The organism is Nitrospira sp. Nam74, from assembly GCF_965152615.1.
The window spans coordinates 2192642-2212355 of the sequence record NZ_OZ224220.1 but is presented as its reverse complement, the minus strand read 5'-3'; the positions used below and the strand labels follow the sequence as shown (position 1 = coordinate 2212355).

The following is a 19714-nucleotide window of genomic DNA, read 5'->3' as shown; positions in this document are numbered from 1 at the left end:
CTCACCTTTATCACTTGGGCTCCGCCGGTCCCGATAACAGATCGTCCAGGACCTTTTCTGTGGAAGAGGTACTGATAGTCTTCCCGGCTTCCTTTGCTTCGTTTTTCGCGGTCGCATCCTTGAGGACCTCATCCGGAATCTTGGCGTAAATGTAGTTGTCGGTCATGGGATCACTCCACTTCAGGACAAGTTTCCCATCGTTTTTGTGATTGATGACCAATCGATACACGTACCCCTTGCTCTCGCGATCCGTAAAGATTTTGCGCGACATCAAGGGCTGATTCTGTGCCGGAGAAATTGCAATGTTCTCCTCTGCTTCCTGGCCGAATTGAGGATAGTGGACTTGCACGGTCACGCGGCTCACGTCGCTGGCTTTCATCTGCTCCAGATCTCCTTCCACTTCAATAACGCGGGGAACGACGGGCGGCTTGAGCGTGACGCCTTCAAATGTGCCGTTGACCCATTCCGGCTTCTCCGGATAGACCTTGCCGCCCTTGAGACTCCATTGCGCCATCCACTGATAGCTGTCTGGATTCTTATCCTCTCCACGCGCATAGGTCACAGTGGCGTTGATGCCTTTCTCCTTGATGTACTTGGCATCGATCGTCACGCGGTCCTCGAAAGGCGTTCCCTGGTCGCGCAGTTTCCGGACGTTGACCGTGACATAATTGACGGCTTCATCGAACATCTCCTTGCCGTCGAGATCGAGAATGAAATGAATGTCGCGATGTTGGAAAAAGCGATCGTTGAGGTTCACGGCGGCGACGCATTTGGGATTGTCCCGGACGCCGTTGTACCAGCTGGCCAGGTTCCCGACGATCTGGAACTCCGATTTGTATGCCATGCGGGCGCTCAGACTCATAACCTGCGTTTTCTTCTGCAGGTTTTTCTTGAACGAGCTCTGGCTGAAGCGATAGCCGTCACCCTGGCGAATATCCGGAGCCTTCTCATCTTTCTTCTCCGCAGCCGGGGGCGGAGCTTCCTGAGCTTGTTGCGTCTTTTCTGTCATGGAGGTCAGGAAGAACTGGAAAAAGGCTTCGCGGACTTTTGCTAATCGCTCATCGTTTTTCGATTCCATCCAGTCCAGCTTCACGATCTGTTTCTCTTCGAGAAATTTGTATTGGTTGCGGACTTCGTCATACGAATAGGAGTAGGTCGGACGGCTCGACGACGCGCAAAAAATCATGAAACAGTCCGAAGTGTTCCGCGTGCCGGTTTTCTTTCGGGTGTATTCGGCGCGCAACGATTCCGATTCCTGTTCCAGTTTTGACCAGTCGAACGTGATGGTGCCCTTCGCGGCCGGCGCAATCGTTTCGTAGCCATAATTCAAGGCAATGGAGAGATCCGTGATGGAGCGCGCTTTCTCGAATGTGGCGGCCAACAACTGTGCGCCATCGGCCGACAACCTCGATGCGGCCGCCGCTTTCCCTCCCGGAACCAACGGCGCTTTGCCGGAGGTGACGACCGATTGCGCCAATCCCTTATCGCTCAATGTGGCGGACACGATTTGGAACGACCCCCCGTTCGCGGTATCCTGCGTGAGCGGGACCGCTCCGGCGAGTTCCGCGTTGCGCACCTGGGCTTTCAGTTTGCTTCTCAATTCCTGCTCCTGGGCCGGCGATAGATCCCACGTCATGAGAAAATGCATCAAGGCGCCGCTGACTCCTCCACTCGCCTCCGTGGTGAATTTGAGAAACAGAAATTCCGGGGTGCCATCAGGTCGTTGCGACAGATGGAGGTTCATCGGGAGATAATAGTATTTGTTGCTTTTCGCTCCGGAATCGGTCGCTTCCCCATAGAGGGTGACCGTCAGTCCGTCCTTCAGAACGATATCGACTTTATTATCGTCATCAAGCCGGACAGCTGCGGCACGATCCGGCGTCAGGAGGGCGATGGCACAGAATGCCACCACCATGACACCGGACCAGACGATTTGTTGAAATCTTGAATGAGACATAAGAACCTCCTTTACAATCCAATTGCCTACAATGGTGATTGTGCACTGCCGGGCGGAGACAGAATGGTGGCGGAGCCATCCGGCAACTCGTCGATGAACACCAATCCGGTGGAGTCGCGCCGATGATCCGTCAGACGACGGTCGTTGGTCATCTGCCAGGTAATGGTGTACTCATAATCGAACTGTCCAAGCGGGAGCGTGATGGACACTTGCGGCTCGTCGGTCTGTTTGTCAGGCCTCAGGACCAGCTGATGGCGACGCCGTTCGCTGAAGAAGGGATATTCCACTTGCACCACGACGGCTCGTACGCCTTTCCGCTGAAGGTCTCCGTTGTTCCCGACAAGCTGCACGACCCTCCGTTCATAAGGAACAAACACGTCGATCATCGGGGCATCGATACGTTTCCACTCCGTCTCATACGTCCCGCCGCCTTTAAAACTCCATCGTGTGCGATAGTCGTACTGCAGCCAGGCCTGACGGTCTTGATCTCCATTCCACCCATAGAACATGCGGAAGCCGCCGGCACTCTCGGTGATGGACTGCCGGTTGAGGACGACTTCCCGTAACGTGTGCTGCCCATTCTGATGTTCCTTCCGCATGGTGACAGTCACCGTGTTGATGTAGCGGTCGAAGTCCGGCAAAAGGGCCCCATCCAGCTTGACGTGCACTTCTCGCTGCTGAAACATCGGATCGGCCAGATTCACATCGCGAAAATAGTTCTCGTCCTTTCCAAACCGCTTGTAAAAATCCCCGATATTGAACGTGATCAAACTGTGCCGCTCCACCGAGGCCCGATGATTGAAATTCAGTATCGAAGTGCCGGACGATTTCATGTCCTTCAGTTGATATCCCACATACGCGCCGAACCCGGTGGTATTTCGACTCGAGAGGGGGCCGTCCTCGGGATCTGTCAGCGCAGTGATGGCCTGCATGAGCCCGCCGCGTTTATCGGGCGGCACTTTTTCCGGTTCCACCGGACGGAACAGCAGATCGAGGAGTTTGCTGTAGACACTCGTCAGCAAGCCTTCCATGGCGCTGTCGCTACCTCGTGAGTGCAATTGAATGGCATTGGTCCGTCGCAGTTCGTCAAAGGCTGATTTCACGTCCGCGCTGACGAAATAGACACTTCCTCCGGCTCCAAAGGCTTTGCTGTTGTGAACCTCCGACCAGTCGATCAGGAGGTCGGCGTCATAGGCTTCACTCAATCCCAGAAAACTCATGTCGAACACCAACGAGATGTCCGGGGTATTCATGCGAAAGCTTTCCATCAACAAGGTGGCTTCTTGGGGTTTGAGATCGAACGACAAGGCGAGGCGATTGCCTTCGAGAACGGGGGCCCGCCCGGACGCCAGCAGCTTGCGCTCGGCCGTCGCGGATGCCGGATTCACAATCGAGGACACCAGCAGGTATCGTCCGTCCTGAAACACAAGCGGTCCCCTTAACACAATGTCTTTATCCTTCAGCTTCTTGCGTAGCTCCGCTTGCGCGTCGTCCACCATGGATTGCGGAGTATCGAGAAGCACGAGGAAATGAAGAATGCCGCCGCCATCGGCGTCGGTAATCGTATTGCCGTCCGAGGCGACACGGTCCGTGTTTTGGCCCGTGGCAGCAGTCTTCGGGGCCGTGATGACGTACCGGACGAAGGAGAATTGCGGCCGGCCGGCATCATCAGCGGCGAGGCGCGCGCTATACGGCAAGTACACATACTCGCGCGCGTTCGCGAAAGTGGGAAAACACCAGAGTCCACCGACTCGCATCCCCTGATCGAGCAAGATCTGCTGCGCCCATCCGAATTCCGCTCCAAGGACGGTCCCGCACAGCAGGATTGATAGAAAGACGAGGCGAATCATCGGATACCTCCTGCCGCGGGCGGCACCATCGGTTTGGCGTCGATCGGCCCGGTCGGAGAGGAAGACGGAACGACAGGGGCGGTAGGTGCAACGGGTGTGGATGACTGCGGAGGAGCGAGAGCTATGAAATCCTGCTCCAGCACCATCTGCTGCTGGCCTTCTTTACCGTTCGGACTAAACCACGAGACTCGGACCGCAATCGGGGTATCACGATCGTGATAGATCGAAAGCTCCTGGCTGGCACTCGGATCCTTTGCGCGGAGGATAGCTTTGCGCTCCAATTGCTTCTTGCCCGCCAAATAGCTGCCGGATTCGATGACTGCCGTTACCATTCCACGCTGGGCAAACAACTGCCGATCTGCCTCGATCACGACGGTCCGACGTTCAAACGGCGGGACCAACGAGACTGCGGCGTCGCGTGAACGGATCCATTTCGTTTCATCCGCGGGCACTGCAATAGTGGCCCCGTTCCGCACGCTCCAACGGATCTGATACTCGTATTCCTGCCAGTCGTCACCGTCGACGGCGAGCCGGGGATAGGCGATCTGTTGGGTCATCTTGCCCGCCTTGATCTCTTCCTTGGTGTAATGAAGTGATTTGGCAAAGGACGGTTGGTCCTTGTACATCTTGCGCATGTTCACGGATGCAAAATTGATCGTGTCTTGAAAGGAGTCGATGTAAGAGCCATCGACTTGAAAGTGAACCGTTCGGAATTGGAAGGCAGGATCGTTGAGATTGACGATCCGGAAGTACCGCTCATCCTTTCCCATGGCCTTGTAGAGACCGCCGAGATTACCGGCCGTATCGACCGGCACTTTGATGGTGGTGCCTTTCGTAAGGGTTAATGAAAACGTATTGTGACGGATGTCTTTCCGATCCTTCAGCACGTACTGATCGTCGGTGAAATACGGCGTATCCTGCGCTCCGCCGAAGACGCTCGAAAACCAACCGCGCTCTTGCCGACCTTGAATTTGGTTGGCTTCGACCGCCGCTTCTCGAGGCGGGTCCGCTGCCCATCCGCTGGTATGATCGAACATCAGTTCAGTCAGTTTATCCGTGACGGTTTGAAGCACCGCGTCCATCTCTTTGGCGTCGATGCCCAAGCTCTTTGACCGATCGAACACTTCTACTTTGAGTGTCCCATCCCGCTGAAGGTCATCCACCGCTTTCCTGACCTGCCGCTTTGTGTATTCCTTTTGTTGGCTGCTGGTCGTACTGAAGTGCTTGTAGACCGTCGTCATGTCTGCCGTCACTTTGGCGTTATAGCCTTGGACCGCGGCTTCGTAATACGCCTGAATGGCCACCGACACATCGGAGGTGGGCCCGGTCAGGGAATCCCAAAGCAGCGTCGCACCTTGCTGATTGAGCACGGCCGCGACAACGGCTTTTGAGCCCGGTGTCAGCGGCGCACGTCCTGACGTCACCAGTGTGCGGGTGAATGCTTTGTCGCCTCGATCGCGCAGAACGGAAGATACGATTTGGAATGCCCCCGTGCCGTCATCCCCTTTCTCGTTCTTCTCGGTACTCTGCATGAGCGGAACGGCGCCGGCGATCCGGGCATTCGGAACCTGCTTTTTGAGCTCCTTTTCGATCTCCTGGAGCAATTCAGGCGGAAGACTGAATTCGATAAGAGCATGGAAGAGACCGCCGCTGGCCCCGTCCTCCTTGGTATCTACGAACTTCAGACACACAATTTCAAACGTCCCGTCTTCTTTCGTCGCCAATCGCGGAAACTGCGGCACATAGTAATAGGCTGTCGGATCGTTGAAGTCCTGAAGGAGCTGCACGCCTTTGATTTGGCGTTGCCCCTGGTCGTAGTTCACGAGCGCACGGCTGCTATAGGGACACAGGAAGACACACAGGAACGTTGCGAGAGCGATGCGGGCATATTTCATGTCGACCTCCATGGCATCGCCATGCCGTCATGGTTTTTCTTTTTTCCAGTCGCATGGCAATGGTCGAGTTAGCATTCGGCATGCCATGAAAAATTCTTCTGTCGAGAATCACGATTCGCCCACGAAGCAACCGTGAATTCAATCAAAGCTCATGATCATACTGTAAATGTACGTATACTCCTCTTGACTGTGGGTCTTGTACTCAATCAGATACCCTCGCGTATCTAAAGCGATTCGTGTACATATTTGAGCGCCATCGATAGAGTACGTATAGCCGTATATGCCTAGGCTCAAACGGCCGTAAATCGGAGAGGGCCGCTTGCCCGTGAGCGGTGAAGCAGCGAACGCGCGCCTCTATCAACAAGAGCCACTGCCCAAGAACACCACAGACCTGCCCTTGTGATCAGTCAGCAACTAATCAATAATGGGCCCGCAGTTTTAGGTAAGTGCGTTTCGTATCGAAAGGAAGAGGACACAACATGCATCAACTCCGTTCTAAAACAGTCATCATCTTTCTCTCGTCCATACCGTTGCTGATGCTAATGATGAAACCGGCGGCGCCTGCCGAGGCCGGCGAGGCGCTCGCCCACGTGAATGGTGTCGCCATTAACAACGACGAGGTGGAGAAAGCCCTGGGCGCTCCGCTCGCGAAGTTGCAGGAGCAGGTCTATGCTATGAAGCGACAGATGCTTGACATATTTGTGAACGACGCGCTCTTGGCGGGTGAAGCGGACAAACGCGGGATCACCACGGCGGCTCTTCTCGACGCTGAAGTGACCGCCAAAGTCGGGCTTGTAACGGAGCAGGAGATCGAGATCATTTACAACTCCCATAAGAATCAGATAACAGGCGACGAGGTAACGGCCCGGGAACAGATCCGTGCTCAGCTCCAAAGACAGAAGCTGGCCGCGCAGCGGGAGACGTTTCTTAATACACTTCGATCCCAGGCCGTCGTGAGCGTACACCTCAAGTCCCCACCGGTTTTTCGGGCGACGGTGAGCGTGGAGGGCGCACCGTTCAAGGGATCACCGACGGCGCCGGTCACCATCGTGAAGTTCGAAGACTTCCACTGCCACTACTGTCAGCGCGTCCAGGCCACCTTTACCGCACTCCTGGCGAAGTATGGCGATCAGGTCAAGGTGGTTCACAGGGATTTCCCGCTCGACGGAATTCATCCGGAAGCCCGACGAGCGCATGAGGCGGCCCGCTGCGCTGATGAGCAAGGCAGGTTCTGGCCGTATCACGATGTAGTCTATTCGCAGGCGCCGAAGACGAGTCTCGAGAACTTGAAGACCTATGCGCAGGAAGTGGAGCTCGACGTATCGGCGTTTGAGCAGTGCCTGAGCAGCGGAAAATACAAGACCATCGTCCAGCAGGATGTGGAGGAAGGGACACGGCTGGGCGTGACAGGAACGCCGGCCTTCTTTATCAATGGCCGACAACTCGTAGGCGCCCAGCTACTGGAGACCTTTGTCCAGCTTATCGACGACGAACTGGCGCGCGAACAACACGGCGCAGGAGGCGCCGAGAAAACAAGCCGCCGATAGGACACCTTTGTTTCGTGCGACACAATGAGAGTACGGCTCCATGCGCTGCCGAGATCGCACTCCTCCTTTCAATGACCTAATGTATATTTCGTCTTGGTGAATAGATATCAAGATGAGGTACGTCGCCGAGGGGGTGTGGGTTCAGCTTTATACTGAAACGAACGATGCCGACTCGGTGTGTCGCCGTTGCGGTAGTAGCCGTTCAATGCCACGACTTTAAAATTTCACCCGAACCGCCCCCGGGTCCCCATACCAACAGCAAGGTCGAACGGTCACAGGAAACCGATTAAGTGGAACTTAATTCTACCCTGGACATGGAGGATCAGGCAGTGCCTAACCCGCTTGAAGAGTGGCAGTTCTTTTATAATTGGCATCGCCCGCACAGCACATTGAACAGCCAGACACCAATGGAATGCTGCTGTGAACTCCTGGAACTGACTCCAAGCCAAGAGGAAGTTGAAGACCGTACCACCTCAAGCAGGAACGAGCCAAGATGCGCGATTTGATACCGATCAACGGCTAGAAGAATGGAAAGGATGTCGGTGATCTTGACATGAGGTGATGCCGCAGTCGCGGGGAAACGCATTCAGTGCAGGTTGTTTTCGTGGACCGAGGGTGAGATCGTTAAAATACCGAGATTACTGATAGGCGCGTGACCGCGCGCAGCCATCAAACGCCTCATTCAAGATGCGGTCGGCTTTCGCAATCAGCGGATTCTCTCGGCGGACGTGCTGAAACACGACGGCGCGAAACTGTTGTACTTTTCGTTTGACTTCGTCGAAGAGTGGACGTAATGCCTCGTTCTTTAATCGATACACTCCGGTCACCTGTTTAATCACAATCTGGCTATCGCTATAACACGAGACACGGCCCCGCGTGTATCGAGCGCATAAGTCCAACCCTTTAATCAGCGCCCTATATTCAGCCTGGTTGTTCGTGGTGTGCCCGATACATTCCGCGTGCTCATACAGCACGGTGCTCGCCGCATCACAAATTACAATCCCGATTGCCCCGGGGCCTGGATTGCCCCGACAACCGCCGTCGGTGTAGAGGCTGATCTCATAACTGCACGCATCATTGATCAATGGACCGCCCTTTCCTTCTTTAGCGTCCTGCCAACCATCATCCCGCTTTAAACCCCTCCGCCTGCAGCGATGTCCAAAAGGCCTTTGCCTCCTGGCCTTCGAGCGTCAATTCAGTCTGGTCACAGAAATGGACATGCAGTTTGCCGGATCCATCCGAGTCCATTTCGCAGTGGGTCATCAGATCGATGTTTAGGATGCGACTTTCGAAGACTAAGAGACGGACCATACGACCTCGCTTTCATGGCGGGCTCCAGACCGCCTCACCGAACCTACCCCGAAGAAGTCCTGAATGTCCACCTCTTTGAGTCGTGGTATCGGGTTTAGAGAGCAGGCAGCATGATTAAGTGGTAATTGAGAAGTGAAGCTTGTTACACAAGGGTTCCCTCATGGCCATGACGTCCATCAACCTTGCCTTAGCACCGTCCTGTTTTAACGACAAGCCTGGCAACCGTGACTGACATCCCATAACGCAGCTGCCATAGTACTGTATGGACCTGAATGGATATGGGCAGCATGGTAAGGATGTCGACACAAACCACATCTCCTAAAGCACATCCACATAACGGCCTGCCCTCCCCGGCATAAGGAGACTTTATCTGAGGATTTGGCTTTCACGTCGCAGTTTTCTCCTCCTGCCGTTTTTCCTTCGCTGGCCATTCTTCGAGCGTGACACCTCTACCTTGGATCTTGTCGTACCCGCTCAAGATCGCAAGAACCGCAAGTTGCAGATGCCGCCACCCCGTCGGCCATCACAGACGAGCGGACTAGCCGATGCCATTGTGATCAAGGACGCGGACCTCTTCTTTCTCACCAATCCTGATGGCACGGTTCCACTGGAAGAAGGGCACGGTCTCGGTCTCTATTATCATGACTGCCGATACCTGAATGGTTATGAAATGCGTCTGGGAGGAATGCGGTTGACTCCGTTGGCCGCGACTGCCTCCCGAGGATTCATGGCCAAATTCGAGCTCGCGAATCTGAAAATGAAGGCCACGAATGGCCACGTTCTCCAACGTGAAGAAATCGAAGTGCGATGGCATCGGATTCTCGACAGTCAAATACCGGCTCTCGATGACATGCTCACCGTGCAGAACTTTTCGCGGCAGCCCGCGGAATTGTCGCTGGCGCTCATGTTTCGCGCTGATTTTGAAGACGTGTATGCGGTCAGAGGCGCGCTTCCTCCTTTTCCGGAACTGGTGCAGGAGCCCCGCTGGAAGGACGGCATGTTGCAGTTTCGCTATGACGGTAAAGACGGTCTGCATCGCCGGCTATCCGTCCATTTCGCCCCGTCCCCTGACCTGATCGATGGCGCCAGCGTGCAGTACCGCTTTCGTCTGGCCCCCCGGGAGCGAACACAGGTGCGGCTCTCGCTCGTCATTCAGGAAAGCCCCGAACGGGACGCGTCAATGCCGACGTACCGCCAGCCGGACGTGCTGGACCTTGAAGCCAAGCTGCAGGATGCCTCCGACAAGTGGCTCGCCTCCGCCACAGATATTTTCAGTGATAGTGAGCTCCTGGAGGAAATGATCGATCGCTCACTCCGCGACCTCCGAGTTCTACGGATGAAGCTTCATGACCAATTTTTCTTTGCCGCCGGCGTGCCGTGGTTTGCCACGCTCTTCGGTCGGGATAGTCTCATTACGGCGTGGCAAATGCTCGCGTATGATCCCAGTATCAGCGCTCATACCCTCAGGCTTTTAGCCTCTTATCAAGGCCGACGCGTGGATGAATGGCGGGATGAACAGCCCGGCAAGATTTTGCATGAACTGCGGGTGGGAGAGGCTGCGCACCTCGGTCTGATCCCTCATACGCCGTATTATGGATCGATCGATGCTACCCCGCTTTTTTTAATGTTGATTGGTCGCCATGCAGCCTGGACGGGAAGTCTCGCCTTATTTCATGAGCTGCATGAACCTATCGAACGGGCCCTTGAATGGATGTCGCACTATGGAGGCATCAATGCCGGCAAGTATCTCACCTATGCCAATGGCACTGACAAAGCACTGGAGAACCAAGGCTGGAAAGATTCGGGTGATGCAATTGTCAACAAAGACGGCGCCCTGGCCACGGCACCGATCGCGCTGGTCGAGGTACAAGGCTATGCATATCAGGCACTCATGAGTATGGCGGACCTGTATGGGCGAGCGGGGGACGATTTCCGGGCCCAGCAACTCCGCCGCGATGCCGTTGGATTGCGTCACCGCTTTAACAAGGACTTTTGGATGTCCGACAGCGGGTATTATGCCTTGGCCCTTGAGAAGGATGGAAAGCAGGTCACTGTCATCTCTTCCAATCCCGGGCATGCGTTATGGACCGGCATTGCGGATCACGATAAAGCGTTACTGACGGCAACCCGTCTCATGAGTACGGATATGTTTAGTGGGTGGGGCATTCGTACTCTGTCCGAAAAGGAAACTGCATACAATCCTCTTGGGTATCATCTAGGAAGCGTGTGGCCGCACGATACGTCCTTGATTGCCGGAGGATTGCGTCAATATGGGTTCGACCACCACGCCGCCCGCGTGTTTGAAGGCCTTGTCAAAGCGGCTAGTCATTTTAGGAGTTATCAGATGCCGGAGTTGTTTTCAGGCTTTAGCGACACCGAATATGACACGCCGGTTTCTTACCCTGCCGCAAACCACCCGCAGGCATGGGCAGCCGGGGCCATTCCCTATATGGTGCAGATACTCCTGGGTCTCACCCCCGCGGCATTCGAGCACCAACTCCTGGTGCGTCGCCCGGTACTCCCGGACTTTGTGGATGAGGTAGAGGTTCAGCGGCTTCGGGTGGGCCATGCGGAAGTGGATCTTCGATTCGAACGGCGGCAGGATCATTCGGTCGGGGTGGAAGTGTTGAAAAAGCACGGGCATCTGGACGTGATCATCACGCGATAGCCCTCAGTGTCCCTCGCTCAGCCGTATTTCAATTTCAGCACGAGAATGGCGCCGGACAGAATCAACGTGACCGCGTTCGCCAGGATGATCGGGACGGCATTGATCAAGACCCCGTAGACTAACCAGAGTAAGACGCCGCTGCAAAAAATCAAAAACATGCCCAGCGAAACATCCTTCGCAGATTTGGACCTCCATGTCTTGGTCAATTGGGGGAGAAAGGCAATGGTGGTCAACGTGCCCGCCAAGAGCCCGATCATGGTAATCGCATCCATGCTCATCCTATCGCCGCCAGAGGTCTTCACCGATCAATGCCCGCGAACGATGTCATCGTACACTTGCACATACTCACGCGTCATGCGTCCGGCCGTAAAGCGTTCCTCGAAGGACTGACGGCATCGGGCACGATCAATACCAGCAACGTTTTCAATCGCCTTTACCATATCATCGACATGTGCACAGAGAAATCCCGTCCTGCCATGTTCAATAATCTCTGGGAAAGAACCATGGTTATACACCAAGACCGGCGTGCCACAGGCGAGGGACTCAATGAGCACTAACCCGAAAGATTCCGGCCAAAACGGGCAAAGCAGGGCGACTGCGTCTCCAAGGAATGTATTTTTCTCGCGGTCCGTCAGCTCTCCGACATACTCGATCGATCCGTCGGTCAAGAGCGGCTTGATGACTTCTTCATAATACGTCACATCCGCGACATCGAGTTTCGCCGCGATGCGTAGTGGGAGACCGACCCGTTTTGCCACCTCGATGGCTTCGACCGGTCCCTTTTCTGGGGAGAGACGTCCGAGAAAGGCCAAGTATCCACCAGGGCCGGTATTGAAGCGATAGAGATCGCGCGGCAGCCCATGATGAATGGTCGCCTTCCAGTTGGCCCACCGGCATGGTAGGCGTTGAGCGTCTGACACGGAGATTAAAGGCACCTCCGAAAATTCCCGGTAGACGGTTTGCAATTCCGGAAGATTGAGCTTGCCATGCACCGTGGTCACAACCGGGGTCTTCGACCGGCGCGCGAGGGGAAAGGCCAAGAAGTCGAGATGGGCGTGAATGATATCGTACTGTGTCGAAAGTTGGAGTACTCGCTCTTGCAATAATATCAATCGAGCCATGCGCTCCGTCGGCGTTTCAGGACTGCGAACGGCCTCCCCACACACGGACTCCAATCGGGCGGTCGTAGAACTATCTGCGCTCGCAAATAGCGTCACGTCATGTCCCAAGTGAACGAGTTCGTCGGTCAAATACGCAATAATGCGTTCACTCCCCCCATACATCTTCGGCGGCACGCTCTCTGTCAAATGCGCCACTTGAGCAATACGCATACTATTATCTGAATGAGTCTGACGCCCGACCGACACGCGAAGTCTACACCATTCGGCGGCCTCCCCGCGGTCTCTTTTCGCCTCATCTTACATGGACCCATCCGTAAAGTGATCCTCAAATATCGCCGTAAGATTTTATCCTATGGTTAACCGTCAATGGTCCCTTCCGCCGATTCGGACGGTCTTCAGGCGTGGCAGCCTGACACAATATGTCGGATTCGCCGAACCACGGGAGAAGCACGTGGTCACGTGAAGTTGATTGAGAAGAGGTGTATCATCTCCGTGTGAGCCAGCTCTATGTAACAAGGAGGTGTGCCATGAATGGAGGACGCCCATCAATGGTAAGCCGAACTTTGCTCGTGACCGGTCTGCTGATCTTGCCAGGTTGTGCCACGGAGAGCGACCTAGAGGCGCTCCGGACTCACGTGAACAACTCGCTTATGCACAATCGACAACAGATGCAGAGCCGTTTGAGCTCACTGGAGGACACGAAGAAAAAGGTGGAAGCGCAGGAGAAACAGATCACCTCCATGCAAGCTCAGGAGGGTCGATTAGACGCCCTCGAGTCAGCTATGAAACGGTCGCTTGATCAGCAGCTGGTGTTGAGCGAAGAAGTGGCTGCGGTACGGCTCGCTGCTCAAAATAAGGATGATCAGCTGCTCTTGCTTCTTGACGCCCAAGAGAACATTCATCAAGATGGCCTACGCAAGCTGCATGCGATCCGGACGCAACTGTCCGGAAAACACAGTCAGATGGGCCAGTCTCGGGCTCAAGTCCATGAATCGAGTGGAGCCCTAGCGCCGCTTTCTGATTCTGTGTCTGACTTTATAGACAGAAGCGAAATTATCAAGCCGAAAGCCCGATGAGCCCGGGCAGGACTTGTTCTTCTCTCGGGGGAAGGCCGTCTTCCCCCGAACTCAAGGACTGCCCCTACTCCTCCTGCTGCCGGGGAGTATCGAGTCAATACTGCCAGTCAAGATTGCGTGATCCTACTGTTTACCGAAGCCAGCTCCCGCCACATGCAATGCGAGAACTGGAAGATGATCAACAGGAGCCGTGCCCTCTGTTCGAGCCCTATTTCTCATGATCGACCGAGGTAGTGGTATGGCGATGAAACTAAACAAGCGCGCCATCGATCATGCCAAACACCGGTTCAAGGATGACAAAGTAGTCTTCGACGAAGGGGTGCATGGAGCGAACGCGAACCTTCGGGGCAGAAAGAAAATGAGTTTATCCTCCTCCACGGATGGGATGCATACGCCAGGTGGTATTGGACATCAATGAGGAGTCCGGTATAACTTCCCGTACGGTGATTTTGAAATGTCCAATGCTGTGGCGTGCTGGTCTGCCGAAAGCTCGATGATTTGAACGTCATTGTGGCCTATCACCCAAACAGGGGAGATGATATCGCCCGTTTGGCGAATCGTGATCTTTTCCCGCCTGCTGTACATTCTAGCCGGCCAGCAAGTGTGTAATTGAAGCGGTGACGGGACATGGGAGGGATTCACTGCGCCAGAACAGGATAAAGATGGTTCTGGTGCAGCATCTCCTGCTTCAGTCCTATAGGCCGATGGTCACCACGTTCAGGCTCAATCACTTCTCACAGGAGGAAGATTCATTCTGTGACACGAATACTGGTGGCCGTAGACGGATCCGAGTGTTCACAGGAAGCCGTGACCTATGTGGGTGGGTTGCTCCGCGAGACGCGCGATGTACAGCTCACGCTGTTTCACGTTCTCAAACCTCTCCCGCGCGAATTGTTGGAACATGGAGGATCTGAAAATCCACATGTTGAGGCGGGACTGAGCAGACACTTACGGACGGAGCAGGAGGAATGGGTCAAAGCTGAAAGCGCTGTTGAATATCCGATCTTGGTGAAAGCGCTTGAAGCTGTGGCGCATACCGGATTCCCGATCGACCGTGTCACTCTTAAATTCGGACACGAAGACGATGTGGGCAGAAATATTCTGGAGGAGGCTCGCGCCGGGGCGTATGGGACAGTTGTGGTCAGCCGGGACGGGCGTTCAGGTATGAAGCGGCTCTGGCGTAGCAGCATTACCGACCATTTGCTTCACGAAGGAAGCGGTTTCACGCTCTGGATTGTGGGATAAGACGCTGGAGTTTTATCATGGAATCCTCACTAAACGAATATCATCACCATGATGCCGATGGATCCGAGGTTATCAGCAGAGGCAGCGAGCCTCTAAGCGATGACGCACTGAAAACGAGCTCGGATCAGTTGGTAGGCAGCCCTGAGGAGCTTCTTGAGTGTTATATCAACCTGTCGATTTCTAACGAGCTCTCTCGCTGGTTGGCAGATCTGGGTCTGCCGTTCACCGGGACAGTTGAGCACAAACTTGCCCGCTTACGAGAACACCGACGAGGCCTCGCCTTGGCGGCCGAAAGCGTCCATCGGCAAACTATTTTCTATTTGAACAACTATAGCGCGGAGGTCCTCGTTGAAATCTGTCAGGAACTCGGGCTCAACACCGAAGGTGGTCAAAGCGTCCTTTTTAAACGAGTCTACTGCGAGGTCGGACTACGCGAGGGGTGGCTGTGGCCAATTCCTCCGGATACCCAATCTACCTTGAAGCAGATATTCGAGTCCGTCATCGAAGGGTTCGACCTGGATCACTGGAATCGCCTGTGTGATCTGCTCCAGGAAGAGAAGAATCGCGTGTCTACTCCCCTTGCCTTTGGCAGGGCCTTCATCATCATTCTCATACCTCAACTCCTCCGCGAGGCACACGCGGCCATGCTCAATGATGAACTGGCGCTCATCCGCAGGACATCGTAATGTTGGACACTCGCCATGGCGTAATCGCTTCAGTCCGACCGGACAGATACAGATCGAACAGATGGAAAGTAAAACAGCAATGCACGTCCCCGCCTAAGTGATCGGTGCGCCGAGATCGCTCCTCCACCTGCCGTCGATTAATGATCGATATACGCTAGGTTAACACTCTAACTCCGAGTGGCTCCATCACTTGAGACTTCTTTAGCTATCTATATCGTTCGTCCTCATAGATCTACAAAGCGCCCACGATGTTATCTGAAGGTCTATCAATTGTTTACCTTAAAAATCCTGGAGGAGCCACCCCCCATCTCGATGAGGGGGGCAACATTTAACCGGATCCGAAGGAGTTACTTGGATGCGAAACGGTTATTTGCTGATCGGGCCTGGCCTCCGGGATCACTTTAGAAGTAAGTGGCGGCCATCGCCATGATACCGTTGTTATGAATGCGTTCTTCCGTCACCGCGTTGGTGCTTTTCAGATCGAAGAAATAGGCGAATTTGAACACCGTATCTTCGACCGGCCGGAAGTTCAGGCCCAAGGTCAAGCGCTCCAGATCGCCGAGTCCACCCGGGTGGTCCAGGTTCGTGTTGACTCGGTCCCAGCGCAGGACGCCGGTGAAGGTGGAGCCTTCTCCAAACCGTTTCGGCGCAAGACGGGTGAGAAATTCGGGCATAAAATGATAGTTCCCTTGAATGTAATAGCCGCTCATCCGTTGAGGAGGGATGCCCTGGCCGCTGTTCCCACCCAGGCCGGTGAGAAGGCTGCCGGGAGCAAACGGACCGGGTGGAGAGGGAATCGAATTATTCATCAATGCTCGCGAGTTATCCTGAATATACGCCCACGCGGCTTCGCCGATTAACTCCCATGGCCCGCGCTGGAATGTCCAATCGACGGCCCAAATGCTCATTGGTCGTTTGCCGAATGGATCGTATGCGCCTCGGTAACCGGATCCGGCGATTTCCACACCGAGGAAGGGGCTAAAGGCCATACGACCGACGACCGCCTTATTATCATTAATATCCAATCCATCAGTGGTCAAACACTTTCGTTGCCGAGACCCCCGCGTCCCATCGACTTCATTGACGGTCGGTGCGCCCGTTTTGTCGTTCCCGCAGGGACCTGTCGTGACATAGAATTCGTAGTCGAGCTTGGATCTGCGACTGGGATAGAACGTGCCGTAGAAACCCGCACCGGTCTCGGACATCGTCGTGGGAATGATGAATTGGCTGACTAAGGGGCGATCCGGCAAATCATTCAATGGAGAATCGTGCAGGAGGTTAAACTTTCCGACGGGAAGCAGAATGATGCCTGCGCGTAAATTAAATCTCTCATGCACCAAGTAGTCGATGTGAGCAAACTCCAAGCCGAACTCCAGTTCATTCTCCGACGTTTCCCGAATACCGTGTTCGATTTCCAATTCAGCGGCCATCTTCACGTGTTCGGTAATATCAGCGTAGATAAACGGCACGAAGCGCTGCTGGTCGTAACTACTGTGGATGCCACGGCCCGTAATATTGCTATAGCCGTTATCGATGCTGGCCTTGTTAAAGAAGTTGGTGTACAGGATATCCATGTAGCCGCCGAGGATAGCCTTCGGCGCAGAGACAAAAGGCTTGGCATAGACTAATCGGCCGGATCCGGTTGAACCGAAGGACAAAGGGGCCTGCTGTTGTCTCCGAAGATCTCTCGCCACATCCGGTAATGATCCAATACCGGCTTGGGGTGGCGGTTCGTCAGGCCGGAGGATCTCCGGCCTGACGACGTCCGGCCTGGTCCCTTCTCGTTCACGCTTTTCTTTGTCCTCCAATTCCTGATAGCCTCGCTCGAGCCGCTTCAGCCGCTCGTCAAAAGTCGCGTCTTGTGCCCATACTGGAAGTATCAGCGTTAGATGCAATGCACTAGCCGCAAATACGAGCCACCTCTTCATTTCTCCCCCCTCCTGTTATGTGAAAACCCGGTGTGAAAAGCGACGTGCCCGCCTTCAATCTCGAACAGCGAATGATCTTGGATGCTTCCCCATTGAGAGCCGACTCGAACCCTATGCTCAGCGGTAAAGTGATTATGAGAACTATTTTTAATATCGGTTCTTGGCCATTGTCAAGGGTTCCTTAGCTTTAGCATGGTAGTGAAATACTCGTGCAGGCCTCCTGCTGCTGAATGTATCGGGCTAGTCGGTCTGTTCGAGGTACCCGGAAGGCCTACTTAAAAAGGGCGGAGGGTTTTGTCACAGACAGAACGCGTGCAATGTAAAGGCAAGGGTTTGTGCGCTCTAGATGAGGCGAAGACGACGAAGAATCTGTCGAGCCATAGACGCGGTACCGGCTACCATGGATAAGAAACCTTCATGTTGACCTTTGAGCAGAAAGTGCTGGTCAAGTCGTGCATCTGATGGATGTATCCGAAGACGAGAGCGCCGAAGTGGGCCGCGACCGTCTTCGTGTAGTAAATGGTGCCAATACGATGGCACCCACAAACGGACGGCGTATCCGATCCCAAAAGCGGTGTCCCTACCTACAACTCTCGGTGTTTCGCGAATTGTGCGGCAGTGAGGTCGGCAGGAAGCGGTTCAATAATCAATACGAGGGGCCAACTCTCGACAAGGACATCACCGGTATCAGGGACGCCACGATGAGGACTTCCCCCTCAACGCAGTGGGCCTTCTTCTGTTTGTGATTGTGCGTCGTTTGCCAGCCCTACGCTGAACATCCCTTATGGGCAGGTTGGGGATTGATGGTGCAAGCCTGCACCACCGGGTTTTTCGTTGTTGCGCCTGATTGCGACTTCTGGGAATCACAAGACACAACAGGTGTTCCAGGAGTTCGGGCAGGAGTATGAGGCGGTAGGACCCTGCAGGGGCCGCTCGTCCGCACGGATGCGCGAGCGAGTACTGCGGTAGATTCCGGGCACCCCTTAGGCTACGGTGGCAGAGAGCCGCTAGGGCACCAGCGAGGAGGGACGGTGACTAGGCTAAAAATGTGCAGCCCGATGTTCTTCCCTCTTTGTACTTCGTGAAGTCTCATCCCGTTCAACGGCCACACCATGCACATAGACCAACTCGCCGCCCAGCCATCCCGATATGCTTAATAGGGCGATGCCCACCACCGACAAGAAAATAGGCGCATATGAGTCCGGTTGGTCCCCCGTGCGCAACCACGCGTTCAGACTAAACAGCACCACCGTACAGAGATTGATGGTCATGTGCCACCAAGCCACTCGTTTAACTTGCGAGTCCGTCAAGGACCGATAATCGAGGAGTCCCGGAATCGCAGCAAGCAACGCGCCTCCTATGCCTCCGATCATGGTGTAGAACGCCATATCTTTCCAAATACTCGCTCCCCATCCCATTCCATACACGATGTCGCAGAACAGAGAGAATATCCACAGTGCAATGGGGAAAGGCACCAACATCGGGTGGATGGGATGTTTGTGAATACTCGCTGGTGTAGCCATCACTATTTTCCTTTCATCAAGCGGTCATTCCGACTGCGAAGGCTTCATCGATCCAGAATCCAACTGTTACACAGAGCATGCAAGTGCGGGAGTCGTTGTGTAACGGAGCGTTATCTACGCTCACTCCAGCACAGATCTCTCCCCCTACATACCCGGCGCATACAACGGATCCGCTTCGCTATCTTGAGCGCATCCTCCTCGATTGGACCTTAAGGCAGGCGACCTCACCGAAGATCCATCTTGGCGCATCGGCATGTCGTGGTCACCTCGATGGTCTAACCTACTTTTGTTTTTAGGACCCCAACAATACAGCAGGTCCTGTATTTAGAGCCGAAAAGGACTGTAGATCTCATCGCTGCCGCTCAGCGCGATGATATCCGCGGATAAAATCCATCAGATCGTCACAAACCTTGTCGATAACGCCATTAAGTACAGCCCCCAAGGCGGCGCCATCACCGTGTTTGTTCGACTGGAGACCGAGACGCGGGCCCGCGTCTCGGTGCATGACACAGGACCAGGCATTTCGTCTGATGCGCTCCCCAAGTTGTTTAAGCCGGTCTTCCATATAGGTCTGCAGGGGAAGACACAAGTCAAAGGCCTTGGCATAGGCTTTCAATTGTAAAAACCTTATCGAACTCCACGGTGGCGACGTTTCGGTGACCAGTAAAGAGAATAACGGCACCGAATTCCATTTCACCCTCCCGCGTCCAAAGTGGAAAGAAGGGCGCGTGTGGGATTTGTCGCAACGTAAACGTATGCTGGTCGTCGATGATGATCCCGATATTCGACAGCTTCTTGTGATCGACTATCGGCAAAGGGGTACTTCGTTGAACAAGCCGGATCCGTGCCATGCAGGCAGGTGCCCAAGCTTATCTTCTAAAGCCGTTTAATATTGAGGTCCTGAGCC

General features: G+C 54.6%; 16 protein-coding genes. 7 read left to right on the top strand and 9 right to left on the bottom strand.

Annotation, left to right across the window (positions count from 1 at the left end; genetic code table 11):
• Nucleotides 1–10: 10 nt before the first annotated feature.
• Genes ACWHYZ_RS10470 through ACWHYZ_RS10460 form a run of 3 tightly spaced genes read right to left on the bottom strand, consistent with a single transcriptional unit; the run spans nucleotide 11 to nucleotide 5702 of the window.
• Nucleotides 11–1957 carry a hypothetical protein gene (locus ACWHYZ_RS10470; protein WP_447987197.1) on the bottom strand — a complete coding sequence of 649 codons (1947 nt, stop codon included), beginning with the start codon at nucleotides 1955–1957 and terminating at the stop codon, nucleotides 11–13.
• A 26-nt stretch (nucleotides 1958–1983) separates the two neighbouring features.
• Nucleotides 1984–3807, bottom strand: a complete 1824-nt coding sequence (locus ACWHYZ_RS10465; protein WP_447987196.1) for a hypothetical protein — start codon at nucleotides 3805–3807, stop codon at nucleotides 1984–1986.
• Complete coding sequence (locus ACWHYZ_RS10460) at nucleotides 3804–5702, bottom strand: hypothetical protein (protein ID WP_447987195.1); 1899 nt, start codon at nucleotides 5700–5702, stop codon at nucleotides 3804–3806. Before ACWHYZ_RS10460 ends, ACWHYZ_RS10465 begins: the two co-directional genes overlap by 4 nt.
• Before the next feature lie 479 nt (nucleotides 5703–6181).
• Here ACWHYZ_RS10460 and ACWHYZ_RS10455 point away from each other — a divergent pair, with 479 nt between their 5' ends.
• Entirely contained in the window at nucleotides 6182–7249 is a 1068-nt protein-coding gene (locus tag ACWHYZ_RS10455; RefSeq protein ID WP_447987194.1) for a DsbA family protein, read from the top strand.
• Between the two features lie 638 nt (nucleotides 7250–7887).
• Here ACWHYZ_RS10455 and ACWHYZ_RS10450 read toward each other — a convergent pair.
• Together ACWHYZ_RS10450 and ACWHYZ_RS10445 are read right to left on the bottom strand one after the other, a co-directional pair.
• Nucleotides 7888–8334 carry a ribonuclease HI family protein gene (locus ACWHYZ_RS10450; RefSeq protein ID WP_447987193.1) on the bottom strand — a complete coding sequence of 149 codons (447 nt, stop codon included), beginning with the start codon at nucleotides 8332–8334 and terminating at the stop codon, nucleotides 7888–7890.
• 37 nt (nucleotides 8335–8371) lie between these two features.
• Nucleotides 8372–8560, bottom strand: coding sequence for a hypothetical protein (locus ACWHYZ_RS10445; protein ID WP_447987192.1), 189 nt, complete (start codon nucleotides 8558–8560; stop codon nucleotides 8372–8374).
• Between the two features lie 502 nt (nucleotides 8561–9062).
• Here ACWHYZ_RS10445 and ACWHYZ_RS10440 point away from each other — a divergent pair.
• Nucleotides 9063–11228 carry an amylo-alpha-1,6-glucosidase gene (locus ACWHYZ_RS10440; protein ID WP_447987191.1) on the top strand — a complete coding sequence of 722 codons (2166 nt, stop codon included), beginning with the start codon at nucleotides 9063–9065 and terminating at the stop codon, nucleotides 11226–11228.
• Between the two features lie 17 nt (nucleotides 11229–11245).
• Here the strand turns inward: ACWHYZ_RS10440 and ACWHYZ_RS10435 are convergent, their stop codons facing one another.
• Both ACWHYZ_RS10435 and ACWHYZ_RS10430 read right to left on the bottom strand, forming a co-directional pair.
• A complete protein-coding gene (locus tag ACWHYZ_RS10435; RefSeq protein WP_447987190.1) occupies nucleotides 11246–11500 on the bottom strand; it encodes a SemiSWEET transporter in 255 nt (84 codons plus the stop codon).
• A gap of 33 nt (nucleotides 11501–11533) precedes the next feature.
• Nucleotides 11534–12559 carry a glycosyltransferase family 4 protein gene (locus tag ACWHYZ_RS10430; protein ID WP_447987189.1) on the bottom strand — a complete coding sequence of 342 codons (1026 nt, stop codon included), beginning with the start codon at nucleotides 12557–12559 and terminating at the stop codon, nucleotides 11534–11536.
• A 317-nt stretch (nucleotides 12560–12876) separates the two neighbouring features.
• On the opposite strand from ACWHYZ_RS10430, the gene ACWHYZ_RS10425 reads away from it, so the two are divergent.
• The 4 genes from ACWHYZ_RS10425 to ACWHYZ_RS10410 all read left to right on the top strand — a co-directional run bounded on the left by ACWHYZ_RS10425 (nucleotide 12877) and on the right by ACWHYZ_RS10410 (nucleotide 15356).
• The gene (locus tag ACWHYZ_RS10425; protein ID WP_447987188.1) at nucleotides 12877–13425 is read left to right on the top strand and encodes a hypothetical protein; all 549 of its coding nucleotides are present in this window, start codon (nucleotides 12877–12879) and stop codon (nucleotides 13423–13425) included.
• A gap of 238 nt (nucleotides 13426–13663) precedes the next feature.
• On the top strand, nucleotides 13664–13843 hold the full coding sequence (locus ACWHYZ_RS10420) for a hypothetical protein (protein ID WP_447987187.1): 180 nt from the start codon (nucleotides 13664–13666) through the stop codon (nucleotides 13841–13843).
• Nucleotides 13844–14181: 338 nt separating this feature from the next.
• Complete coding sequence (locus ACWHYZ_RS10415) at nucleotides 14182–14670, top strand: universal stress protein (RefSeq protein WP_447987186.1); 489 nt, start codon at nucleotides 14182–14184, stop codon at nucleotides 14668–14670.
• Between the two features lie 17 nt (nucleotides 14671–14687).
• Complete coding sequence (locus ACWHYZ_RS10410) at nucleotides 14688–15356, top strand: hypothetical protein (RefSeq protein ID WP_447987185.1); 669 nt, start codon at nucleotides 14688–14690, stop codon at nucleotides 15354–15356.
• 401 nt (nucleotides 15357–15757) lie between these two features.
• Here the strand turns inward: ACWHYZ_RS10410 and ACWHYZ_RS10405 are convergent, their stop codons facing one another.
• A complete protein-coding gene (locus ACWHYZ_RS10405; protein WP_447987184.1) occupies nucleotides 15758–17284 on the bottom strand; it encodes a hypothetical protein in 1527 nt (508 codons plus the stop codon).
• Between the two features lie 1040 nt (nucleotides 17285–18324).
• Nucleotides 18325–18807 (bottom strand): DUF2231 domain-containing protein, encoded by a 483-nt coding sequence (locus ACWHYZ_RS10400; RefSeq protein WP_447987183.1) that lies wholly within the window; start codon nucleotides 18805–18807, stop codon nucleotides 18325–18327.
• A gap of 370 nt (nucleotides 18808–19177) precedes the next feature.
• On the opposite strand from ACWHYZ_RS10400, the gene ACWHYZ_RS10395 reads away from it, so the two are divergent.
• Nucleotides 19178–19429 carry a sensor histidine kinase gene (locus ACWHYZ_RS10395; RefSeq protein ID WP_447987182.1) on the top strand — a complete coding sequence of 84 codons (252 nt, stop codon included), beginning with the start codon at nucleotides 19178–19180 and terminating at the stop codon, nucleotides 19427–19429.
• The last annotated feature ends 285 nt before the right edge of the window (nucleotides 19430–19714 follow it).

Bases quoted from the DNA above. Each gene is read 5' to 3' on its own strand.
- ACWHYZ_RS10470 (WP_447987197.1), bottom strand. From the start codon at position 1,957: ATGTCTCATTCAAGATTTCAACAAATCGTCTGGTCCGGTGTCATGGTG.
- ACWHYZ_RS10445 (WP_447987192.1), bottom strand. From the start codon at position 8,560: ATGGTCCGTCTCTTAGTCTTCGAAAGTCGCATCCTAAACATCGATCTG.
- ACWHYZ_RS10400 (WP_447987183.1), bottom strand. From the start codon at position 18,807: ATGGCTACACCAGCGAGTATTCACAAACATCCCATCCACCCGATGTTG.
- ACWHYZ_RS10460 (WP_447987195.1), bottom strand. From the start codon at position 5,702: ATGAAATATGCCCGCATCGCTCTCGCAACGTTCCTGTGTGTCTTCCTG.
- ACWHYZ_RS10410 (WP_447987185.1), top strand. From the start codon at position 14,688: ATGGAATCCTCACTAAACGAATATCATCACCATGATGCCGATGGATCC.
- ACWHYZ_RS10435 (WP_447987190.1), bottom strand. From the start codon at position 11,500: ATGGATGCGATTACCATGATCGGGCTCTTGGCGGGCACGTTGACCACC.
- ACWHYZ_RS10440 (WP_447987191.1), top strand. From the start codon at position 9,063: ATGCCGCCACCCCGTCGGCCATCACAGACGAGCGGACTAGCCGATGCC.
- ACWHYZ_RS10405 (WP_447987184.1), bottom strand. From the start codon at position 17,284: ATGAAGAGGTGGCTCGTATTTGCGGCTAGTGCATTGCATCTAACGCTG.
- ACWHYZ_RS10465 (WP_447987196.1), bottom strand. From the start codon at position 3,807: ATGATTCGCCTCGTCTTTCTATCAATCCTGCTGTGCGGGACCGTCCTT.
- ACWHYZ_RS10430 (WP_447987189.1), bottom strand. From the start codon at position 12,559: ATGCGTATTGCTCAAGTGGCGCATTTGACAGAGAGCGTGCCGCCGAAG.
- ACWHYZ_RS10455 (WP_447987194.1), top strand. From the start codon at position 6,182: ATGCATCAACTCCGTTCTAAAACAGTCATCATCTTTCTCTCGTCCATA.
- ACWHYZ_RS10425 (WP_447987188.1), top strand. From the start codon at position 12,877: ATGAATGGAGGACGCCCATCAATGGTAAGCCGAACTTTGCTCGTGACC.
- ACWHYZ_RS10395 (WP_447987182.1), top strand. From the start codon at position 19,178: ATGATATCCGCGGATAAAATCCATCAGATCGTCACAAACCTTGTCGAT.
- ACWHYZ_RS10420 (WP_447987187.1), top strand. From the start codon at position 13,664: ATGGCGATGAAACTAAACAAGCGCGCCATCGATCATGCCAAACACCGG.